Genomic DNA, 17,109 nt, shown 5'->3' on the forward strand with positions numbered 1-17,109 from the left:
CCGAAATGGGACGCAGGTCATGGCGCGGAGATGCGACCGGTCAGGTTCTGCCGAGGGGGGTCCAGATGATCCGCTGCAGCACGGCCTCGCGCAACTGGTCGCCAGGTGCCAGTTGATCGAACGGGCCGGGATATTGCGGGATGGCATAGACGAGCGTGATGTTGCTGGCGCCGCGCGCCTTGCAGATCGCCATGCCGCGCCACAGGTTGCGACCGACCCGGCAATCGCTGCGTGCGGTGCCGATCTCGGCGAAGCTCATGCCGATACGCTCGCCATTGGGGCCTTGCAGGTGATGGGTCACGCCATGCATCTCGCGCAGCTTCCCGTCGCTGCCCTTGTAGAAATGCAGGACCTGGAACCCTTGCGCGTTATAGGCGCCGATGGCCCATTCGGTGTTGTCCTCGGTCGCGGCCTGGAAGCCCTCGGTGGTGAAGCCGGGCAGCGCGGCGGCAATGGCCTTTGCGGAGTAGGGGGTGCTGGCATTGATGCCGCCGGCACCGGCCTCGGTGATCCGCACCTGCGGGCCGGGCTGCGTGCGCACCGAACTGACCGTGTCGAGATCTGCGCTCGGCGAGCATGCGGCAAGCAGTGGCAGGAGAAGGCAGAGGGCGGGATATGGCAGTTTCATCTTGAACAGGATCTCCTCGACTGTGCCCGGCCCGGCAGATAGCATTCATGAGCCCGACACGGAACCCCCTCGCGCAGCCTCGAGCCTGTTCCTTCTGTCGCAGCCCTTGGCGGGTTTGTCCTTCGCGCAATTGACAAGTCCTTGAAAAGTGGCTGCCCGCGCTCGCGGCTGTTTCGGTTGTCGCGCCTCTTGAAAAGGTGGCGTTGCGACTGAAACGCGAGGCGTTCTTCGCGCTTTTCTGTCGTTGCAGTAAAAACTATTGGTAACAGAGGGTTGCAGAGCTCCGGTATTCCGTGGTCTGATCAAGTCGGACAAGGTTCGCCGCTCGGCATGGAATCGGAAAATCGGGACCGGTCGCTTTCCCGGGGGAGGGAGGGCACTCGGTGCTGCACGCATATCCATGTTTCGGTCGCTTTCTCGTCTCTCGGGGCAGGGATTTTCGACGAGGGAGTACGACCGTAAGGCGGTGAAGTTCTTGCCAGTTTGACCGAGGCAATCTGGCGCGAACAGCCGTCGGACGGCCTCGGGCCTTCAAACTGGCGCAATTTGCGGCTGTATGCATGGTCGAAGATGCCAAGCCCGAACTGGTAAGGCACTTGTGAAGACGAAAGGCAGGGAAGAGATGGCTGACCCGATGGAGACGCAGTCCAAGGCGGCGGCGATTGCCGAAGCCCAGACGGGCAAGCATGTTCTCGACATTGTCGAGGCCCAGCTTCGCAGACTGGGGGCAACACATATTCTGGTGACCGGACTGCCGATGCCGAACAGGCCGATCGACGGGCTGGTGCATCGCTTCCGCTGGGCCGACGAGCGGGCCGGCGGCATCGAGCGCAGCGACCTCGATACTGAAGATGGAGCGCTGATGCTCGGCCTGATGCGGACCCGCGCGTTCCTCTGGGACGTGACCCAGGGCGATATGGAGCATTCCGAACTGTTCGCCTCGCTGGGGCGGGACACCCGCGTTGTGGTGGTGCCGGTGACGGAAACGCATCCCTTCCAGGCCATGGTGATGGGCGGCGGCGTCCACCTCGAGGCGGGGTCGGTGGAACTGTCCAACCTGGAACTGCTCTGCAACACCGCCTTCCGGCGTCTGATCGACCTCGGTGTGCTGTCGACGCAGCGTCCCGGTGATCTGTCCGCGCGTGAGCGGCGCGTGCTGGAACTCACTGCGCTCGGCAAGACGGCGAGCGACATTGCCGGCCTGCTCGACATTTCGCAGCGCACCGTGCATGCGCATCTGCAGAACGCCAGCGCCAAGCTCAACGCCTCCAACAAGACCCATACGGTGGTCGAGGCCCTGCGCTACGGCCAGATCCGGCTCTGACGCCGGAGGCGGCTCCGACAGGCTCTGCCGAAAGGCGGCCGATAAGCGGAACGAAAACGGCCACCTGGAGGATCCTCCAGGTGGCCGTTTGATTTGTGTCCGCGCGGATCGGTGCCGGTGCGTCAGGTCTCGTCGCGCTTGATCCACTTGGGCGTTGCCGGCGGCTCGTAGCGCTCGAACCTGGCGATCAGCTCGGCCGGATCGCTTGCCACCAGCACCATGTCGCGCATCACCGGCTTGACGAATTCCTCGTCGCGCTGCAGGTCGAGGAAGGTCAGCAGTCCGTCGTAGAAGCCATCGACATTGAGGAAGCCGCAGGGCTTGCGATGGTAGCCGAGCTGGCCCCAGGTCCAGATCTCGAACAGTTCCTCCAGCGTGCCGGCGCCGCCCGGAAGCGCGACGAACCCGTCGGAGAAGTCGGCCATCATTGCCTTGCGCTCGTGCATCGAGGCGACGATATGCAACTCGCTGAGGCCTGGATGGGCCAGTTCCTTTTCCTGGAGGGAGAGCGGCAGCACGCCGATGACCTCGCCGCCGGCCGCCAGCGCGCCGTCAGCGACCGCACCCATCAGCCCGACCTTCGCCCCGCCATAGACAAGACGCCGGCCGGAGCGGGCAATGGCTGCGCCGGTTGCGATGGCCGCCTCGCGATAGGCGGGTTTCGATCCTATGCTGGAGCCGCAAAAGACGCAGATGGATTTCATGTCCGTCGCCATTGATATCCGTCAGCCCTTCGCCAGTTCGTCGAGCACGCGGGCCCAGGAGCGGATGCCCTTGTGATAGCTGGTCATCTCGTATTTCTCGTTGGGCGAGTGGACGCAATCGTCGTCGAGACCGAAGCCGATCAGCAGCGAGTCCATGCCCAGCATGGTCTTGAAGTCGCCGACGATGGGAATGGAACCGCCGCAGCCGATCAGCGCAGCCTCGCGGCCCCACTCGTCGGACAGCGCCTTGCGGCCCTTGGCGAGCGCTGGACTGTCGAACGGCAGGCGCAGGGCCGGGCTGCCGCCATGCTTTTGGAAGGTGACGGTGCAGTCGGCCGGCAGTTTTGCCTCCACATAGGCACGGAAGGCGGCACGCACCTTGTCCGGATCCTGGTCGCCGACCAGGCGGAAGGAGATCTTGGCATGGGCCTGCGAGGCGATCACGGTCTTGAAGCCGGCACCGTTGTAGCCGCCCCACACGCCGTTGACCTCGCAGGTCGGGCGCGTCCAGATCTGCTCCAGCGCGGTGCGGTCCTTCTCGCCGGCCGGGTATTTCAGGTCGACGCCGCCGAGGAAGGCCTCGTGGTCGAAGCCGAGCTTGTCCCAAAGGGCGCGCACGTCCTCCGGCATCTCTATGACGCCGTCATAGAAGCCGGGCAGGGTGACCTTGCCGGTCTCGTCATGCAGGCCGGAGAGAATATCGGCGAGCACATGCAGCGGGTTGCGCGCGGCCCCGCCATACATGCCCGAATGCAGATCCTTGTCGGCGGCGGTGACGGTGATCTCTTCGCCGACAAGGCCGCGCAGCATGGTGGTGATGCCGGGCGTCTCGCGGTCCCACATGCCGGTGTCGCAGACCAGCGCCAGATCGCAGGCGAGTTCGTCCTTGTTGGCGGTCAGGAATGGATGGAGCGACGGCGAACCGGACTCCTCCTCGCCCTCCAGCAACACGGAGACCGACACCGGCAGGCTGCCGGTCTCGGCGATCCAGGCACGCGCGGCCTCGACGAAGGTCATGAGCTGGCCCTTGTCGTCGGCGGCGCCGCGGGCCACGATCATCTTCGAGCCGTCGGGCCGGGTCACCACGGCCGGATCGAACGGATCGCGCTCCCACAGGTCGAGCGGATCGACCGGCTGGACGTCGTAATGGCCGTAGAACAGCACATGCGGGCCGCTCTTGCCGTCCTCCTTGCGATGGCCGACGACCATGGGATGGCCGGTGGTGTCGCGCACGCTTGCCGGAATGCCGATCGCCGTCAGTTCGCTCGCCAGCCACTCCGCCGCCTGCCGGCAGTCAGCCTTGAAGGCGGGGTCGGTGGAGATGCTCTTGATCCGAACGAGATCGAAGAGGCGGGTGAGGGAGGCGTCGAAATCGGCGTCGATTCGAGACAGGACCCGGTCGAGATGGGACATGGTTGGGCTCCGCTGTGAAAGGGTGGGCGTTGGGCCGGCATGACTGCCGCCGGCACGCCAAGGAGGAGGCCCAGCATGGACACAGATCAGGAGCCAAGGCAAGGCACGGCGCGTCGCTGTCCCGCACTCCGGGCAGCCTGCGCCGTGCCGTCGTCGCACTCGATCAGATGAGCGCCCGCGAACGCCGCCGCAAGGGTGCGACGGCGCTCGGAAGGGGTCAGTAGTTGTTGACCGGCGCGCAGGCGCTCATGACGTCCGCAGTGGTGATTTCCGCGCCGTTGATCACCAGGGCGGCACCGCCCGATTGAGCCAGGCTCGTCGGCATGAACGGCGATCGGCCGCAGGCCTCCGCCGTTCCGGTCACGGTGACGTTGCCATTGAGAGCCGCGAAGTCACCCATCAGCCAGAAGCCGGCTCGGCCCGCCTGATCGATGGCGACAGTCTCGAACGTCAGGGCGTCGGACGGGTTGAGCATCTGCATGAGCTGAATGCCGATCATGTCGACATTGGCGATGTCGATATTGGTGAAGCTGGAGTCGCGGATGCCCATGATCATCATGCCGCTATTGGTGGCGCCATCGATGGTCAGGTTGTCGAAGCGGTAGCCATGGTTGGATTCGGATCCGACGATGATCGACCAGTCGCCGCTGAAGGAACTGATATTGACGCCGCTGCGAACCCCAAGACTGGGAAGGGCGCCAAGGCCTGTCAGCACCGAGTTTCGGTAGGCGATCTCGCCGGAGGCGACGAAGGCTGCGCCGTCCGCCGTGGTCTGGGCAATGTCGACCTTGTCGAGATCGGCGCGGTGCACGTAATGGAAGACAAGACCTTCCTTGGCGGTGTTGGAGATGCTGACGTTCTTGAAGGCAAGGTCCTGCGACACATTCGCGAAGATGCCCATGCCGACCCGGTCGGCGGTAACGTCCTCCACCGCGACGCCGTTGGCACGATTGAGGCGGATGCCGACACCCCTTAGGGTCGCGGTCGGCGAGAAGTTGCTGAAGCCATGGGCGGTGTCGAAGGCGATCTCCGACAAGGCGAGGCGGGCGATGGTGAGATCCGAGCCGTTCTCGAAGTTGATGCCCGCGCCGGCAACGTTCGAGATGCTGAGGTCGGTGAGCGAGACCCTGCTGGCACCGTTGGAAGTGATGGCATGGCGCCCGCCGGACAGGGAAAAGCCCGAAAGTGCCGTGTCGTCGGCCATCTGGAACAGGTCGCGCGTGGCGTCGCTGCCATGCAGGCGGGTGTCGCCGACGCGAAGGATGCGACCGGTCAAGGGGTTGCGCACATCGAAGGCGCCGGCAACCCTCTGGTTGGCGGCAAGCGAGATGGTGTCGTCGATCTCGATCACCGCGCCAGTGCCGTTGACGAACACCTGCTGGCCGGGGGCCGCCGCTCCGATGGCCTGTCCGATGTCGCCTGTCGCGGGATCGATCACCACGAGGTTGTCGAGCGCAGCTCCGGTGCGGGCGTCGACGCCCGTCACCTCGGCCCCGAAGGCACCTGCCTGAGTGACCACGTCGACATCGCGGACCACCGTTTCGGTCATCCGGCGCTGGAGTGCGGTGAGGCGAGTGCCGCTCTCCTCCCGGCCGATCACCCGCTGCAGCGGCAGACGCAGCCGAGCACCGAAGAAGCCCTGCGAGCCGCGCGGGCTGTCATACTGATATTCGGCAAGCAGGCTGACGCGGCTGCCTTCGACAAGCACGTCGTTCATTCGGTATTCGGCCCGCACGCGCGGTCCCCACACCGTCTCGGCCTTGTCCTCCCAGAAGGCATAGCCGCCGCCATGTACCCAGAACTCGTCGCGCCCGTTGCCCAGCAGGCTGAGGCCGGTCAGCGCGCCTGCTTCCAGGTCGAGACCGCGCAGGGCGCGCTCTTCGCCGCCGCGCACCGTGATCGAGGCCGGGCCGACGCGAGCCGTGTCGTGGGAGGCGAGCTGATGCCTGGTCTTGCCGACCGGCAGATAGGCATTGGCCCGCAGGTTGAAGCGCTCGGTCATCAGCTCGGCGCCGAGTGTCATCTGCAGGAAGTGGTTGTTGTAGTGCGATCGGCGGTAATCGAGGAAGCCATAGGTGCCGACGATCCAACGGTTGTCGATGATCTGGCGGATGCCGAGACCGGCATTGACTTCCTGCGATCCTGCCGCGCCGAACGTGCCGCGAATATCGGTATAGATCAGCCGGTCGAAGGTCTGGAACAGCGGTACGAACAGGGTCGTCTCGCCGGTGCTGGAACTGCCCTTCGTGCCTGCCTTGCCGCCGATCTCCAGATGCGGTCCCCACAACGGAGCCTCGGGCAGCGGCGTTGCTGCCTGCTGGGCGCCGGCCGGCATGGCGCTGAGGAGGGAACCGCACAGGGCGGTGCACAGCGCGGTCGCGCGCATGAGCTTCGATCTGCTTGACGTCATGCCTCACCTTTTCCGGGCAAACGGGCGCGACTGCGCCCGGGCAGACACGCCCGGCCGCGGCGCGCAGGTCCGCGCGGTCTTCTTTTTGAAATGTCCGGGATGGGCCAGACCTTGCTGCGTATCGCTTGCTCGGGCGGGCCGGAGGATCGGGAGCGGACACCTCAGGTCCGCTCGGCAAGGGGAGGCATAACCCCTGCAAAAACATGAGTCAATAAGTCTGGTTTTGGCCTGCGCTGCCTCGTGCAATCTGCCAGCCAGCGGCACGCGACTGCCGTCGCGGCGCCGCAACGGCAGTCAGTTTTCAGGGGGTGAAGGAGTTTCTGGGCGTGACGAAGGTGTGGACAGTGTGCGGCTCAGCTTCCCCGCTTGATGGAGCCGAGCACGCCCCGGGCCAGCGCGCGGCCGAGCGCCGAGCCGAGCGAGCGGACCACCGACTTCACCGCGGCATCGGCGACGCTGTCGGTTCGCGAGCGGGTGGGGCGGGTGGCCGGCGGCCGCGACGTCGTGCGTGACGGGGTTCGCACCGGCTCCGGCGCCTGCGGCATTGGCCGCGGAGCCCGGTCGAAGTCGGGGATCTCGAAGCCGGAGCGGGTGCGGCGCGGAACGCCGCCGCGACGTGCCGCTTCCTGTTCCTCGCGCATGCGCTGGCGCTCCTCCAGCATCACCGATTCCTCCGCCCGTTGCTGCAGCATCTCGAACGCGGAATGGCGGTCGATCGTCTCGTCATAGACGCCGGCAAGCGGGCTTGCCTTGAGCATCTCGGCCCGCTTCTCGGCGCTCAGCACACCGAGCCGCGAGGAGGGCGGGCGGATCAGGGTCCGTTGCACGATGGAGGGTACGCCCTTGCCTTCCAGCATGGAGACCAGCGCCTCGCCGACGCCGAGCTCCATGATCGTGCGCTCGGTGTCGAGGTCCGGATTGGGGCGGAAGGTTTGCGCCGCCGCCTTCACGGCCTTCTGCTCGCGCGGTGTGTAGGCGCGCAGGGCATGCTGCACCCGGTTGCCGAGCTGGGCCAGCACCGTGTCCGGCACGTCAAGCGGGTTCTGGGTGACGAAATAGACGCCGACGCCTTTGGAGCGGATCAGGCGGACCACCCGCTCGACCTTCTCCAGCAGCGCCTTGGGGGCTTCCGAGAACAGCAGGTGCGCCTCGTCGAAAAAGAAGACGAGCTTCGGCTTCTCCGGGTCGCCGATCTCGGGCAACTCTTCAAACAGTTCCGACAGGAGCCACAACAGGAAGGTGGCGTAGAGGCGCGGTGCGCCCATTAGCTTGTCGGCGGCCAGCACCGACACGACGCCGCGCCCGTCGCGGGTGGTGCGCATCATGTCGCGGATGTCGAGGGCCGGTTCGCCGAAGAAGGCGTTGCCGCCCTGGCGTTCCAGCACCAGCAACTGGCGCTGGATGGCGCCGACCGAGGCCTTGGTGACATTGCCGTAGAGGCCGGAGAGTTCGGACGAGCGCTCGGCCACATGGGCGAGCAGCGCCTGCAGGTCCTTCAGGTCGAGCAGCAGCAGCCCCTCGTCATCGGCCAGCTTGAAGGCGATGTTGAGGACACCTTCCTGCGTCGGATTGAGATCCATCAGACGCGACAGCAGCAGCGGGCCCATTTCGGAGACCGTGGCACGGATCGGGTGGCCCTGCTCGCCGAACAGGTCCCAGAACAGGGTGGGGAAGTCTTCGTAGATGTAATCTTCCAGAAAGCCGATCTGGGCGGCGCGTTTTTCGAGGAAGTCCTTGGGGTCGCCGGCCGCGGCGATGCCGGCGAGATCGCCTTTCACATCGGCGCAGAAGACCGGCACGCCGGCATTGGAGAAGCCTTCCGCGAGGATCTGCAGCGACACGGTCTTGCCGGTGCCGGTGGCGCCGGTGATCAGTCCGTGCCGGTTGGCGAGCTTCAGCGTCAGATATTCCGGCTTGTCCGAAGCGCCGATGAAGATCCTGTCTGCGTCCTGCTGCACCTTGCCGTCTCCGCTGCGTTGCGTGGCGTGCGCACCGCCAACCCTGGCAGCGCGCCCGAAATCTCATGTAACCCGCGGACGGACCTGTGTATAGCGGTTGTCGCGGCGCGCGCTCTCGTGCCAGATTGGCAGGCAGACGCTCGATGATTCCTCAAGGGGGAGAGGACAGATGGACGAGCTTATTGGCCGCATTGCCTCGGCTGCCGGCATCAGCGAGGACCTCGCGCGCCAGGCCATTGGCATCATCCTCAATTTTCTCAATCGAGATGGGCCGCAGGACGCGGTCGCCCGTATCGTTGCGGCGCTGCCGGGAGCATCTGCTCTGATGGCGGAGCAGGGTGGCGGTGGCGGGTTGCTCGGCAGTCTTGCCGGCAAGCTCGGCGGCAGCATTGGCGGTGGCATGGGAGCCATGGCCGCCCTCAACGAACTGACCGACGCCGGCCTCGACATGGGGGAGGTTCAGGCCGTCACGCGGGAACTGATCCAGGCGGCACGCGAACATGTGGGGGCCGATGTGGTCGACCGGGTTGTCGCCTCGATCCCGGGGCTCGGCCAGGTTCTGTGAGAGGTTCGCGGTCCCCGCGCGGCTCGGAGTCAAGCTCGGCGATCAGTGCCGGGGCAATGTGGAGGTGGTGATGTCTTATTCCATTGACGAGATCGAGGGTATCGGCCCGGTCTATGCCGGCAAGCTTCAGGCCATCGGCATCAGGACCACGGACGCCTATCTGGAGCGGGCGAAGGATCCGAAGGGGCGCAAGGCGCTGGCCGAGGAGACTGGCATCGACGACAAGCGCATCCTCAAATGGGCCAACATGGCCGACCTGATGCGCATCAGCGGCGTTGGCGAGGAGTATTCCGAGCTGCTCGAGGCTGCCGGCGTCGACACGGTCAAGGAACTCAAGCACCGGGTTCCGGCCAACCTCCACGCGAAGATGAAGGAAGTGAACGAGGCCAAGAAGCTCGTTCGTCAGCTTCCGAGCGAGTCGGCGGTGGAGAAATGGGTGGAGCAGGCCAAGAGCCTGCCCCCGACCATGACCTATTGACGGACGGACGTACCGACGGGACCTGCTGACGGGCAGCGGCCCGTGTGCATCGCGCGCTCCGGCTCAATCAGGGCCGGGGCGGCTTGCGCTTGCCGCGCGGTTGCCGGTGCCGCGCGTTGCCGGGGGGGCGTCCCACTCACGCGAGTGCCAGCAGGCCGTCCAGATCCGCCAGCACCGCGACCGGCGGCAGATCGGCGTATTCGTCTGCCGCGCCGATGCGGTTGATCCACACGCCCCGGAAGCCGAAGGCGGTGGCACCTGCAATGTCCCAGCGGTTGGACGACTGGAACGACACCGCTTCGGGATAGATGCGGAAGTGGTTGGTCACCAGTTCGTAGACATCCTGCCGGGTCTTGTAGGTCTTCAGCAGATCGGTGGAAAACACCTCGTCGAGCAGGTCTTCGATGCCGGCAGCGCGCGCGGCCGCCTCCAGCATCGCGGGGGAGCCATTCGACAGGATTGCCAGCCGGTTGCCGTCGTCCTTGAGACGCTTCAGCACGGTCGGAACTTCCTGGTAGCAATCGAGCTTCCAATAGGCGTCGAGCAGCCTCTGGCGCAGGTCGGCATCGCTCTTGCCTGTCATCGCCATCGCCGTATCGAGGGCCTGCTCGGTGAGGGTCCAGAAATCCAGGTAGCGGCCCATCAGCGCCCGGGTCCAGGAATATTCGAGCTGTTTCTGCCGCCACAGGGTCGACAGGTGCACCGCCTCGGGCCCGAGGTCGCCGGCATGACGGCGCACTGCCGCATGCACATCGAACAGCGTGCCATAGGCATCGAAGACATAGGCGGAGACGGGGCGGGTCGCAGAACGGGACATGAGGTCGGGGCCTTGGCGGGACGAGCGCCCGATGGCGGGAGCTCTGCGGCGGCGGTGCCGCAATTTTGTTCACCTGCCAAGCAAACAGCCATCCCGCCCGCAGGTCAAGGCTTCTTGTGCGGCGCACAAGAAGCCGGCTCAGGAAGCTGCATGCGCCCGGTCTCGTCGAGAGACCAGTCCGGGTTATGGGCAAGCTCCAGCAGATGGCCTCCCGGGATGCGCACATAGCCCGAGTAACCGCCCCAGAAGACCTCCTCCGGCGCCTTGACCGGGTCGCCGCCCGCCGCAACCGCCTTGGCAAAGGCGGCATCCACTTCGGCTCGGCTGCGTCCGTTCCAGGCGATAGAGACCGGCACGAAGCGACCGCCGTCATCCGTGACCGTAGCGTCATGCGCCAGCGAGCCGCGACCGAACAGGGCGAGCGCGCAGGAGCCGCAGTCGAAAAAGGCGACCTCGTCGCTGTCAACGGCTGCCGCCCGCCATCCGAGCCCCTCCTCGAAGAAGCGCCGCGCTTCGGCGACGTCATCGACGCCGAGTGTTACCAGGGTCAGTCGCTGTTCCATGAGTTCTGGGCCTTTTGCGTGTGTTGCAGTGAATTTAGAACATATCGAGAACGATAATTCCAGAGGCTGCGTGTGGCGGCCTGGTGATGAAGCGGAAGGGGGCGCAACAACATTCCGAAAATCTGCTGAATCCGGATTGATCTGAAAGGGAGCGCCGGACCGGTGGAACAAATCTGTCCTTTTCCGGAGACACCGAGGCGAGGCCTTGACCTTCGCCGGCGAAGGGCGTTCGATCCCCCTCCAATCGCGAGAAAACGGATCGGGAGCACAAGATGAGCGAGTGGTCGCAGACCTGGAACTGGATCGACGGAAACTGGATCGAGGGCAATGCTCCGATCATGGGGACGCGCACCCACGCGGCCTGGCTCGGTTCGTCGGTGTTCGACGGTGCGCGCGCCTTCGAGGGAGTGACGCCGGACCTCGACCTGCATTGCCAGCGGCTCAACGATTCCGCCCGCGCCCTCGGCCTCAAGCCGGTGATGAAGGCGGGCGAGATGATGGAACTCACCAAGGACGGCTTGTCGCGCTTTGCTCCCAACACGCCGGTCTATGTGAAGCCGATGTACTGGGCCGAGGGCGATGGCATCGGCACCATCGCCGGCGACGCCGATTCGACCCGTTTCGCGCTCTGCCTGTTCGAGGCGGCGCTGGCGCCGAAGGATGCGGCGATCACCCTGACGCTCTCGCCGTTCCGCCGGCCGACGCTGGAGACCATGCCGGTCAACGCCAAGGCCGGCTGCCTCTATCCCAACAATGCGAGGGCGATCGTCGAGGCCAAGTCTCGCGGCTTCGACAATGCCATCGTGCTCGACATGCTCGGCAATGTCGCGGAACTGACCACCGCCAACGTCTTCATGGTCAAGGACGGCGCGGTCCATACCCCGGCCTGGAACGGAACGTTCCTCAACGGTATCACCCGCCAGCGGATCATCAAGCTGCTGCGCGATGCCGGCACCGAGGTCTATGAGCGCACGCTCGGCTATGGCGACTTCCTGGATGCTGACGAGATCTTCTCGACTGGCAACTACAACAAGGTCGTCCCGGTCAAGCGCATCGAGGATCGCGAATTGCAGCCGGGCCCGGTCGCTCAGCGCGCCCGCGACCTCTATTGGGAGTTCGCCCACGGTTGAACGGGTCGGGCGAACCGGACGGACGATCGAAGCGGCGGTGCAGCATGGGCTGCGCCGCCGCTTTCATTTCACGAAGGGCGCGCCGGCCGCGGGCCCGACAGCGGGCCGACCAGCGCGGCGGCGACAACCAGCAGGGCAGCCGCCGCCATCGATGGCCAGTAGAAGCTGCCGGTTGCATCGGCGATCAGCCCGGCAAGGGTCGGGCCGACCATCTGGCCGGTGCCGAAGCAGGCGGTCATCAGCGCCATCACCTTGCGCGGATCACCGCCGGCCAGGCGCCGCCCCTCGATCAGCCCCAGCGACGTGATGCCCATGAAGGTGCCGCCAAGCAGAACGGCGGCGAGCGCCATGCCGGCCATGCTGGAAAACAGGACGCTGGCGGCAACGCCGATGGCCTCAGCGAGGCAGGCGAGCGAGAAGGCCCAGGCTCCTCCGATCCAGGCCGACACCCGTCCCCAGACCCAGACGGAACCGGCCGCCGCCAGTCCCACCGCCGCCCAGGCCGGTGCCTCGAACGGCGCCAGGGTTTCCGACTGGCGCAGGATGGAGGTTAGGAAAGTGACGGTCACCACATAGCCGATCCCGAACAGCGCATAGGCGGTGGCGAGGCGCACAAGCGCCGGCGATATGTGGGCGCGGGGCGGGGGCGGGCTTGAGGCCGGAGCCGCCGCGCCACGCGGCGCCCGCGTGACCACGAAGGTGGCCGCCCCCGTGCACAGGACGGCCGAGACGAGGCCGCAGGCCGCCCACAGGCCCTGCCAGCCGGCGCCTTCGCGGGCCAGCCAGCCGACGGTGACGGCGGAGAGCGCGATGCCGATGCCGACGCCTGAAAAGTAGAGTTGGGAAAGGTCGCCGCGCCCGGCGGCGGCGAGCCGGTCGAGCACCAGCACCGAGCAGAACACCAACACGCCCGCGCTGGCGATGCCGCCGAGAAAGCGCACCAGAGCCAGCCAGACGAGGCCGCCGTCGATCGCCATCAGGGCGGATGTTGCGACGCTGCCGGCAAGGCTCAACAGGAAGCCGAGACCGATCCGCTCCTTGTCGACGGCCATGACCGCCAGCGCGCCGATCAGGTAGCCGAGATAGTTGGACGAGGCGATGAGGCCGGCCTCATAGGCGGAGAGCGGAATGGCCTCGCTCATGAACGGCAGCACCGGCGTCAGCGCGAAGCGGCCGATGCCCATGGCTGCGGCCAAGGCGCAGAAGCCTCCGAAGGCGAGCAGCACGGGGGAGGCGGAGGCAGGGCGAGGCTTGGCGGGCATGCGGAGACGGCCTTGGGAACGTGGCGAGAAAGGCGGGCAGGCAAATCTAGCGTGGGTGGTAGATCGCCGAGAGGAAAAATCGCCTCGGAGCCCAAGAAAGCGGTGAGCGGATGGTAACCGGCGGGGCATCGAGAGAACTGGCCATGGTCGGCGGGGCCGGATCAGGGCCTTGGGAAAAAGGGGTATAAGCCCGTTGCCGATTGCCGGTCACGTGCCTATTTTGCCTTGTGTGACAGGCAGCAACCGCGTTTCGCGGAAGATGCCGACATCCCGGCCCGGCCGTCATCCGGCTGTCGGACCGAATGGTTTACAACCCGTGCAAGGCCGCCGTGGCAAAGGCGCCTCGGCTTCCGCCTGCGGGTGCTGTCCGCCCGGACGGCATTGATCTCTCGTTCCGCCCTGAGGAGGTTTTCATGGCTTTCGAACTCCCGGACCTGCCCTATGCCTACGATGCGCTCGGACCCTATATGTCGGCCGAGACGCTGGAGTATCACCACGACAAGCACCATCAGGCCTATGTCACCAACGGCAACAATCTGCTGAAGGATTCCGGCCTTGAGGGCAAGTCGCTGGAGGACGTGGTCAAGGAGAGCTTCGGCAAGAACGCCGGTCTCTTCAACAATGCGGGTCAGCACTACAACCACATCCATTTCTGGAAGTGGATGAAGCCGAATGGCGGCGGCAACAAGCTGCCGGGCGGCCTGGCTTCGCGTATCGACTCCGATCTCGGTGGTTTCGACAAGTTCCGCGCCGACTTCATCGCCGCCGGCACCACGCAGTTCGGCTCCGGCTGGGCCTGGCTGGCGCTGAAGGACGGCAAGCTGGCCGTCATGAAGACGCCGAACGGGGAGAGCCCCTTGGTGCATGGCGCAACGCCGCTGCTCGGCGTCGACGTGTGGGAGCACTCCTACTACATCGACTACCGCAACGCCCGCCCGAAGTATCTGGAGGCCTTCGTCGACAACCTGATCAACTGGGACTATGTCGACGAGTTGTTCCAGGCTGCCTCGTAAGCTTTGGCGCAACGCATCAAACGGAAAAGGCGGGTCCGCGCGGGCCCGCCTTTTTCAATTCCTGCGCGCGTGATGTCCTCGTCAGCGTCGGCTGCACTGGGCAGTGAAGACCAGGGTGAGGTACGCGGAAATATAGTTGAGAAATGCGCGGCACTCGGCTTCGGTCTGGAAGCAGCCTTCGCGCGAGAACTGCACGGTGCGCAGGTCGACGCTCTTGCGTCCGCCGACAATGCCGCGCCAGGGGCCGGAATTTGGGTTGCGGCAGTCGGCCCGCGTACCGTAGGTGCCCGGCACATATTCCTCGTTATAGGTCGGCGCGAACAGCAGGTCGCCGAGGAAGCTTGCCTGCGCTGGTCCCGCCTGGGACAGGCAAAGCGTGGCTGCCAGAGCGAGGGCCACGGCGCGGCCGGGCTTGGTTCCGGTCTTGCGGAAGGAGAGGCTGGAAGCGGGCATGACGATCCTCGACTGTCTTCTGGGGGCGGCAATGTCAGGTAACCGGTCCTGCAAGCTGTGCCCTGCGGTCCCTCATCCTTGCCATCTGGCGCAAGGACTGGGGCGGAATGATGATGATGCGCCGGTACCGGCGGCGGGTCACTCCATTGTGTAATCGTCTTTCGTTTAAGGCCGGTTACGCGACACTGGCATATGTGGGGCAGCATCCTCGCACGCAACTCAGAGGCGTTCGGCGAGGAACGATCCAATCAGCCCGGCCGCCTCCGCTTCCGCCTCGCGATGGGGATTGTGACCGATCGCCGGCAGCAGCACGAAACGCCCCTGCGCCCCGGCAATCCGGCGGGGGTGTTCGGGCGAGCCGAACTCGTCCGCCTCGCCATGAATTGCCAGAAGAGGGCAGGTGACGCCCGCCAGCGCGTCATCGAGCGTCCAGCCGGCAAAGGCGGGGGAGAGCCAGGTCCCGATCCAGGCGTCGACCACCCAGCGCGCCTTGTCGCCGTGATATCGGGCGAGCCGCGCCAGGTCCTGCGGCCGCTCGAAGACCGCTTGCGCCGCGCGGATACCGGCCAGCGTGTGCTCCTCGATGAACGCCTGCGCGCCCATCGTGATGACCGCAAGGCAGGTCGCGCGGTGGTTTGCAGCCGTTTCCACCGCCATGCCGCCGCCGACACTATGGCCGCAGGCGATGAACTGCGTGAAGCCCAAGGCATCGCGCAGCAGCGGCAGCGTGTCCCGCCCTTCCGCCGCGATGAAATCCGCAGGCAGCGCGCCGGGAAAGGCATCCGAGCGGCCGAAGCCGAGCCGATCATAGGCGATCACCGGCCGGCCGGTCGCCTCGCAAAGCGCTTGGGGGAAGCTGCGCCAGAGCTCGACGGCACCCAGCGAGTCGTGAAACAGCAGCACCGGCGGCGGCGCGTCTCGCAGGGATGGCTCATGCCACCAGGTTCGCACGAACAGTGCGCCCCGGCCGGTCTCGATCCGCAGGTCGTGGGTGGGTACTGGATCGGTCACGGCGGGCATCGCGGTGGGACGTGTCGAAGGAGGCGAGCATTGCATGCCTCCGCATAGCCGAGGCATGATGCTCCTGTCCATTGCCGCCGGCCGCCCCTCGGCGAGATCGCGCGCCAACCTGCCGCAGCAGGGTGGCTTGCGGGCGGGTAGGGGCTTCAAGTATATTCGAATAATAGAAAATTTCGGATCTGCCGGCGTGCCGCACGTGGACCGCCGGACAGGAAGTGGGGCAGGGGAACGCTGCGGGAAAGCGCGAGGCGCCTCCTGCCGCAGCCCCCGAAGGAGTAGCTGATATGTCGATGATCACCACCAATGTCGGCAGTGCCGACCGGATCGCCCGTATCGTCGTAGGGCTGGCACTGATCGCCTTTGCCCTGTTCGGACCGGCGGACATCACCTGGAAATGGGTCGGCTGGATCGGCGTCGTGCCGCTGCTGACCGCCTTCCTGAAATGGTGCCCGGCCTACACGCTGCTCGGCATCAATACCTGCGGCAAGTAGGAAGGCCAGACGAGGGCCGGGTCAGTCGCAAGAGGTCAGATTGCGCTCCAGGAACGCGATCAGCTTCTCGTGGTGCCGGTTTTCCGCCTCGCTCCGCGGCAGGTGGTCTTCGTCTTGATAATAGTGAACCTCAGGCGTGCGGCCGTGGCGCCGCAGCCGCTCGGCGAGCCGTCTGGTCGTTTCGACCGACCAGACCTTGTCCGCCGTGCCATGGCTGAGAAACAACGGTCCGCCATAGCGCTCGATCTCGATCGGCGTTGTGGGCAGAAGGTCGTCGCTCGATCCGCGCCAGGACCAGGCACGCTCGCCAGGGTCCCAGACCTGCCAGCCGGGGTCGCCCGCATCCCGCCAGCGGCGGGCATCGAAGGCACCGCAAATGACATCCGGCGCGCTGTGCACGGCGATGGCATCCGGCACGCCGGCAACGCCGTCCCGCAGCATCAGCGATGCAAGCAGCAAGGCATGTTCCGCCCCGCGTGACACGCCGTAGATGCCGACCTTGCCGCCCGATGGGGCAAATCCCCGAAGCGCCGCCAGGGCCTCGGCGGTCCGGTCCAGCGACACGTCGGCGATGCTGCCGGCGTTCCACGCGTTGCCGCCTTTCGAATAGGGGAAGGGAAAGGCCAGGAAGCCATGGGCGGCGAGCAGGACCGCATTGCGATGGCTCCAGCCCGACCAGGCGCCTTCCGACCCATGCAGGATCATGACGGCAGGAAACGGTCCATCGCCCGGCGGGCCATAGGTCGTGCCCCAGTCGGGAATGAGGCGGCGGACGATGTTCAGGGGCATGGCGACTCCTGCCTGATCTTGCAACCACCCGACTTCCGAGGGAAACCCTCCACCTGCCACCTCAGGTTTAGCACGGCTGCATCTGCGGCGG

The 17,109-nt window shown here is 66.0% G+C and carries 17 protein-coding genes; 6 read left to right on the plus strand and 11 right to left on the minus strand.

Annotation, left to right across the window (positions count from 1 at the left end):
* Positions 1–40 precede the first annotated feature (40 nt).
* Entirely contained in the window at positions 41–628 is a 588-nt protein-coding gene (locus tag P2PM1_RS24840; RefSeq protein ID WP_186400954.1) for a DUF1131 family protein, read from the minus strand.
* 622 nt (positions 629–1,250) lie between these two features.
* Between P2PM1_RS24840 and P2PM1_RS24845 the strand changes: the two genes are divergently transcribed.
* The gene (locus P2PM1_RS24845; RefSeq protein ID WP_186390046.1) at positions 1,251–1,952 is read left to right on the plus strand and encodes a LuxR C-terminal-related transcriptional regulator; all 702 of its coding nucleotides are present in this window, start codon (positions 1,251–1,253) and stop codon (positions 1,950–1,952) included.
* 122 nt (positions 1,953–2,074) lie between these two features.
* On the opposite strand, the gene P2PM1_RS24850 is transcribed toward P2PM1_RS24845, so the two are convergent.
* The 4 genes from P2PM1_RS24850 to P2PM1_RS24865 form a co-directional block, all read right to left on the minus strand.
* Complete coding sequence (locus P2PM1_RS24850; protein ID WP_186400955.1) at positions 2,075–2,656, minus strand: TIGR00730 family Rossman fold protein; 582 nt, start codon at positions 2,654–2,656, stop codon at positions 2,075–2,077.
* A 21-nt stretch (positions 2,657–2,677) separates the two neighbouring features.
* Positions 2,678–4,069 (minus strand): dipeptidase, encoded by a 1,392-nt coding sequence (locus tag P2PM1_RS24855; protein ID WP_186400956.1) that lies wholly within the window; start codon positions 4,067–4,069, stop codon positions 2,678–2,680.
* A gap of 217 nt (positions 4,070–4,286) precedes the next feature.
* Complete coding sequence (locus P2PM1_RS24860; RefSeq protein WP_186400957.1) at positions 4,287–6,479, minus strand: inverse autotransporter beta domain-containing protein; 2,193 nt, start codon at positions 6,477–6,479, stop codon at positions 4,287–4,289.
* A 353-nt stretch (positions 6,480–6,832) separates the two neighbouring features.
* A complete protein-coding gene (locus P2PM1_RS24865; RefSeq protein WP_186400958.1) occupies positions 6,833–8,437 on the minus strand; it encodes a helicase HerA-like domain-containing protein in 1,605 nt (534 codons plus the stop codon).
* A 169-nt stretch (positions 8,438–8,606) separates the two neighbouring features.
* On the opposite strand from P2PM1_RS24865, the gene P2PM1_RS24870 reads away from it, so the two are divergent.
* Together P2PM1_RS24870 and P2PM1_RS24875 are read left to right on the plus strand one after the other, a co-directional pair.
* Complete coding sequence (locus tag P2PM1_RS24870) at positions 8,607–9,002, plus strand: DUF2267 domain-containing protein (protein ID WP_186390041.1); 396 nt, start codon at positions 8,607–8,609, stop codon at positions 9,000–9,002.
* 70 nt (positions 9,003–9,072) lie between these two features.
* Positions 9,073–9,480, plus strand: a complete 408-nt coding sequence (locus P2PM1_RS24875; protein WP_186390040.1) for a DUF4332 domain-containing protein — start codon at positions 9,073–9,075, stop codon at positions 9,478–9,480.
* Positions 9,481–9,616: 136 nt separating this feature from the next.
* Here P2PM1_RS24875 and P2PM1_RS24880 read toward each other — a convergent pair whose 3' ends face one another.
* Complete coding sequence (locus P2PM1_RS24880) at positions 9,617–10,297, minus strand: haloacid dehalogenase type II (RefSeq protein WP_186394203.1); 681 nt, start codon at positions 10,295–10,297, stop codon at positions 9,617–9,619.
* Between the two features lie 104 nt (positions 10,298–10,401).
* Entirely contained in the window at positions 10,402–10,860 is a 459-nt protein-coding gene (locus P2PM1_RS24885) for a VOC family protein (RefSeq protein WP_186400959.1), read from the minus strand.
* Positions 10,861–11,132: 272 nt separating this feature from the next.
* Here P2PM1_RS24885 and P2PM1_RS24890 point away from each other — a divergent pair, with 272 nt between their 5' ends.
* Complete coding sequence (locus tag P2PM1_RS24890) at positions 11,133–11,990, plus strand: branched-chain amino acid aminotransferase (protein WP_186390037.1); 858 nt, start codon at positions 11,133–11,135, stop codon at positions 11,988–11,990.
* Positions 11,991–12,058: 68 nt separating this feature from the next.
* Here the strand turns inward: P2PM1_RS24890 and P2PM1_RS24895 are convergent, their stop codons facing one another.
* Positions 12,059–13,252, minus strand: a complete 1,194-nt coding sequence (locus P2PM1_RS24895) for a YbfB/YjiJ family MFS transporter (protein ID WP_208985417.1) — start codon at positions 13,250–13,252, stop codon at positions 12,059–12,061.
* 413 nt (positions 13,253–13,665) lie between these two features.
* On the opposite strand from P2PM1_RS24895, the gene P2PM1_RS24900 reads away from it, so the two are divergent.
* The gene (locus tag P2PM1_RS24900) at positions 13,666–14,265 is read left to right on the plus strand and encodes a superoxide dismutase (protein WP_186390036.1); all 600 of its coding nucleotides are present in this window, start codon (positions 13,666–13,668) and stop codon (positions 14,263–14,265) included.
* An 81-nt stretch (positions 14,266–14,346) separates the two neighbouring features.
* On the opposite strand, the gene P2PM1_RS24905 is transcribed toward P2PM1_RS24900, so the two are convergent.
* Positions 14,347–14,718, minus strand: coding sequence for a hypothetical protein (locus tag P2PM1_RS24905; RefSeq protein WP_186390035.1), 372 nt, complete (start codon positions 14,716–14,718; stop codon positions 14,347–14,349).
* Positions 14,719–14,937: 219 nt separating this feature from the next.
* The gene (locus P2PM1_RS24910; RefSeq protein ID WP_208985418.1) at positions 14,938–15,729 is read right to left on the minus strand and encodes an alpha/beta fold hydrolase; all 792 of its coding nucleotides are present in this window, start codon (positions 15,727–15,729) and stop codon (positions 14,938–14,940) included.
* Positions 15,730–16,022: 293 nt separating this feature from the next.
* Here P2PM1_RS24910 and P2PM1_RS24915 point away from each other — a divergent pair, with 293 nt between their 5' ends.
* The gene (locus P2PM1_RS24915; protein WP_371328839.1) at positions 16,023–16,229 is read left to right on the plus strand and encodes a DUF2892 domain-containing protein; all 207 of its coding nucleotides are present in this window, start codon (positions 16,023–16,025) and stop codon (positions 16,227–16,229) included.
* 21 nt (positions 16,230–16,250) lie between these two features.
* Here the strand turns inward: P2PM1_RS24915 and P2PM1_RS24920 are convergent, their stop codons facing one another.
* Positions 16,251–17,018: a S9 family peptidase gene (locus P2PM1_RS24920; RefSeq protein WP_186400961.1), complete on the minus strand. Its 768-nt coding sequence runs from the start codon at positions 17,016–17,018 to the stop codon at positions 16,251–16,253.
* Positions 17,019–17,109: the final 91 nt, after the last annotated feature.

Origin of the sequence: Stappia sp. P2PMeth1 (assembly GCF_900185735.1) — a bacterium.
In the GTDB taxonomy this organism is placed as follows: Bacteria; Pseudomonadota; Alphaproteobacteria; order Rhizobiales; family Stappiaceae; genus Stappia.

What these genes read in the sequence shown, in the direction of transcription:
- P2PM1_RS24845 (WP_186390046.1), top strand. Translation starts at nt 1,251, where the DNA reads ATGGCTGACCCGATGGAGACGCAGTCCAAGGCGGCGGCGATTGCCGAA.
- P2PM1_RS24885 (WP_186400959.1), bottom strand. Translation starts at nt 10,860, where the DNA reads ATGGAACAGCGACTGACCCTGGTAACACTCGGCGTCGATGACGTCGCC.
- P2PM1_RS24860 (WP_186400957.1), bottom strand. Translation starts at nt 6,479, where the DNA reads ATGACGTCAAGCAGATCGAAGCTCATGCGCGCGACCGCGCTGTGCACC.
- P2PM1_RS24915 (WP_371328839.1), top strand. Translation starts at nt 16,023, where the DNA reads ATGTCGATGATCACCACCAATGTCGGCAGTGCCGACCGGATCGCCCGT.
- P2PM1_RS24895 (WP_208985417.1), bottom strand. Translation starts at nt 13,252, where the DNA reads ATGCCCGCCAAGCCTCGCCCTGCCTCCGCCTCCCCCGTGCTGCTCGCC.
- P2PM1_RS24855 (WP_186400956.1), bottom strand. Translation starts at nt 4,069, where the DNA reads ATGTCCCATCTCGACCGGGTCCTGTCTCGAATCGACGCCGATTTCGAC.
- P2PM1_RS24920 (WP_186400961.1), bottom strand. Translation starts at nt 17,018, where the DNA reads ATGCCCCTGAACATCGTCCGCCGCCTCATTCCCGACTGGGGCACGACC.
- P2PM1_RS24875 (WP_186390040.1), top strand. Translation starts at nt 9,073, where the DNA reads ATGTCTTATTCCATTGACGAGATCGAGGGTATCGGCCCGGTCTATGCC.
- P2PM1_RS24880 (WP_186394203.1), bottom strand. Translation starts at nt 10,297, where the DNA reads ATGTCCCGTTCTGCGACCCGCCCCGTCTCCGCCTATGTCTTCGATGCC.
- P2PM1_RS24850 (WP_186400955.1), bottom strand. Translation starts at nt 2,656, where the DNA reads ATGAAATCCATCTGCGTCTTTTGCGGCTCCAGCATAGGATCGAAACCC.
- P2PM1_RS24870 (WP_186390041.1), top strand. Translation starts at nt 8,607, where the DNA reads ATGGACGAGCTTATTGGCCGCATTGCCTCGGCTGCCGGCATCAGCGAG.
- P2PM1_RS24900 (WP_186390036.1), top strand. Translation starts at nt 13,666, where the DNA reads ATGGCTTTCGAACTCCCGGACCTGCCCTATGCCTACGATGCGCTCGGA.
- P2PM1_RS24905 (WP_186390035.1), bottom strand. Translation starts at nt 14,718, where the DNA reads ATGCCCGCTTCCAGCCTCTCCTTCCGCAAGACCGGAACCAAGCCCGGC.
- P2PM1_RS24840 (WP_186400954.1), bottom strand. Translation starts at nt 628, where the DNA reads ATGAAACTGCCATATCCCGCCCTCTGCCTTCTCCTGCCACTGCTTGCC.
- P2PM1_RS24890 (WP_186390037.1), top strand. Translation starts at nt 11,133, where the DNA reads ATGAGCGAGTGGTCGCAGACCTGGAACTGGATCGACGGAAACTGGATC.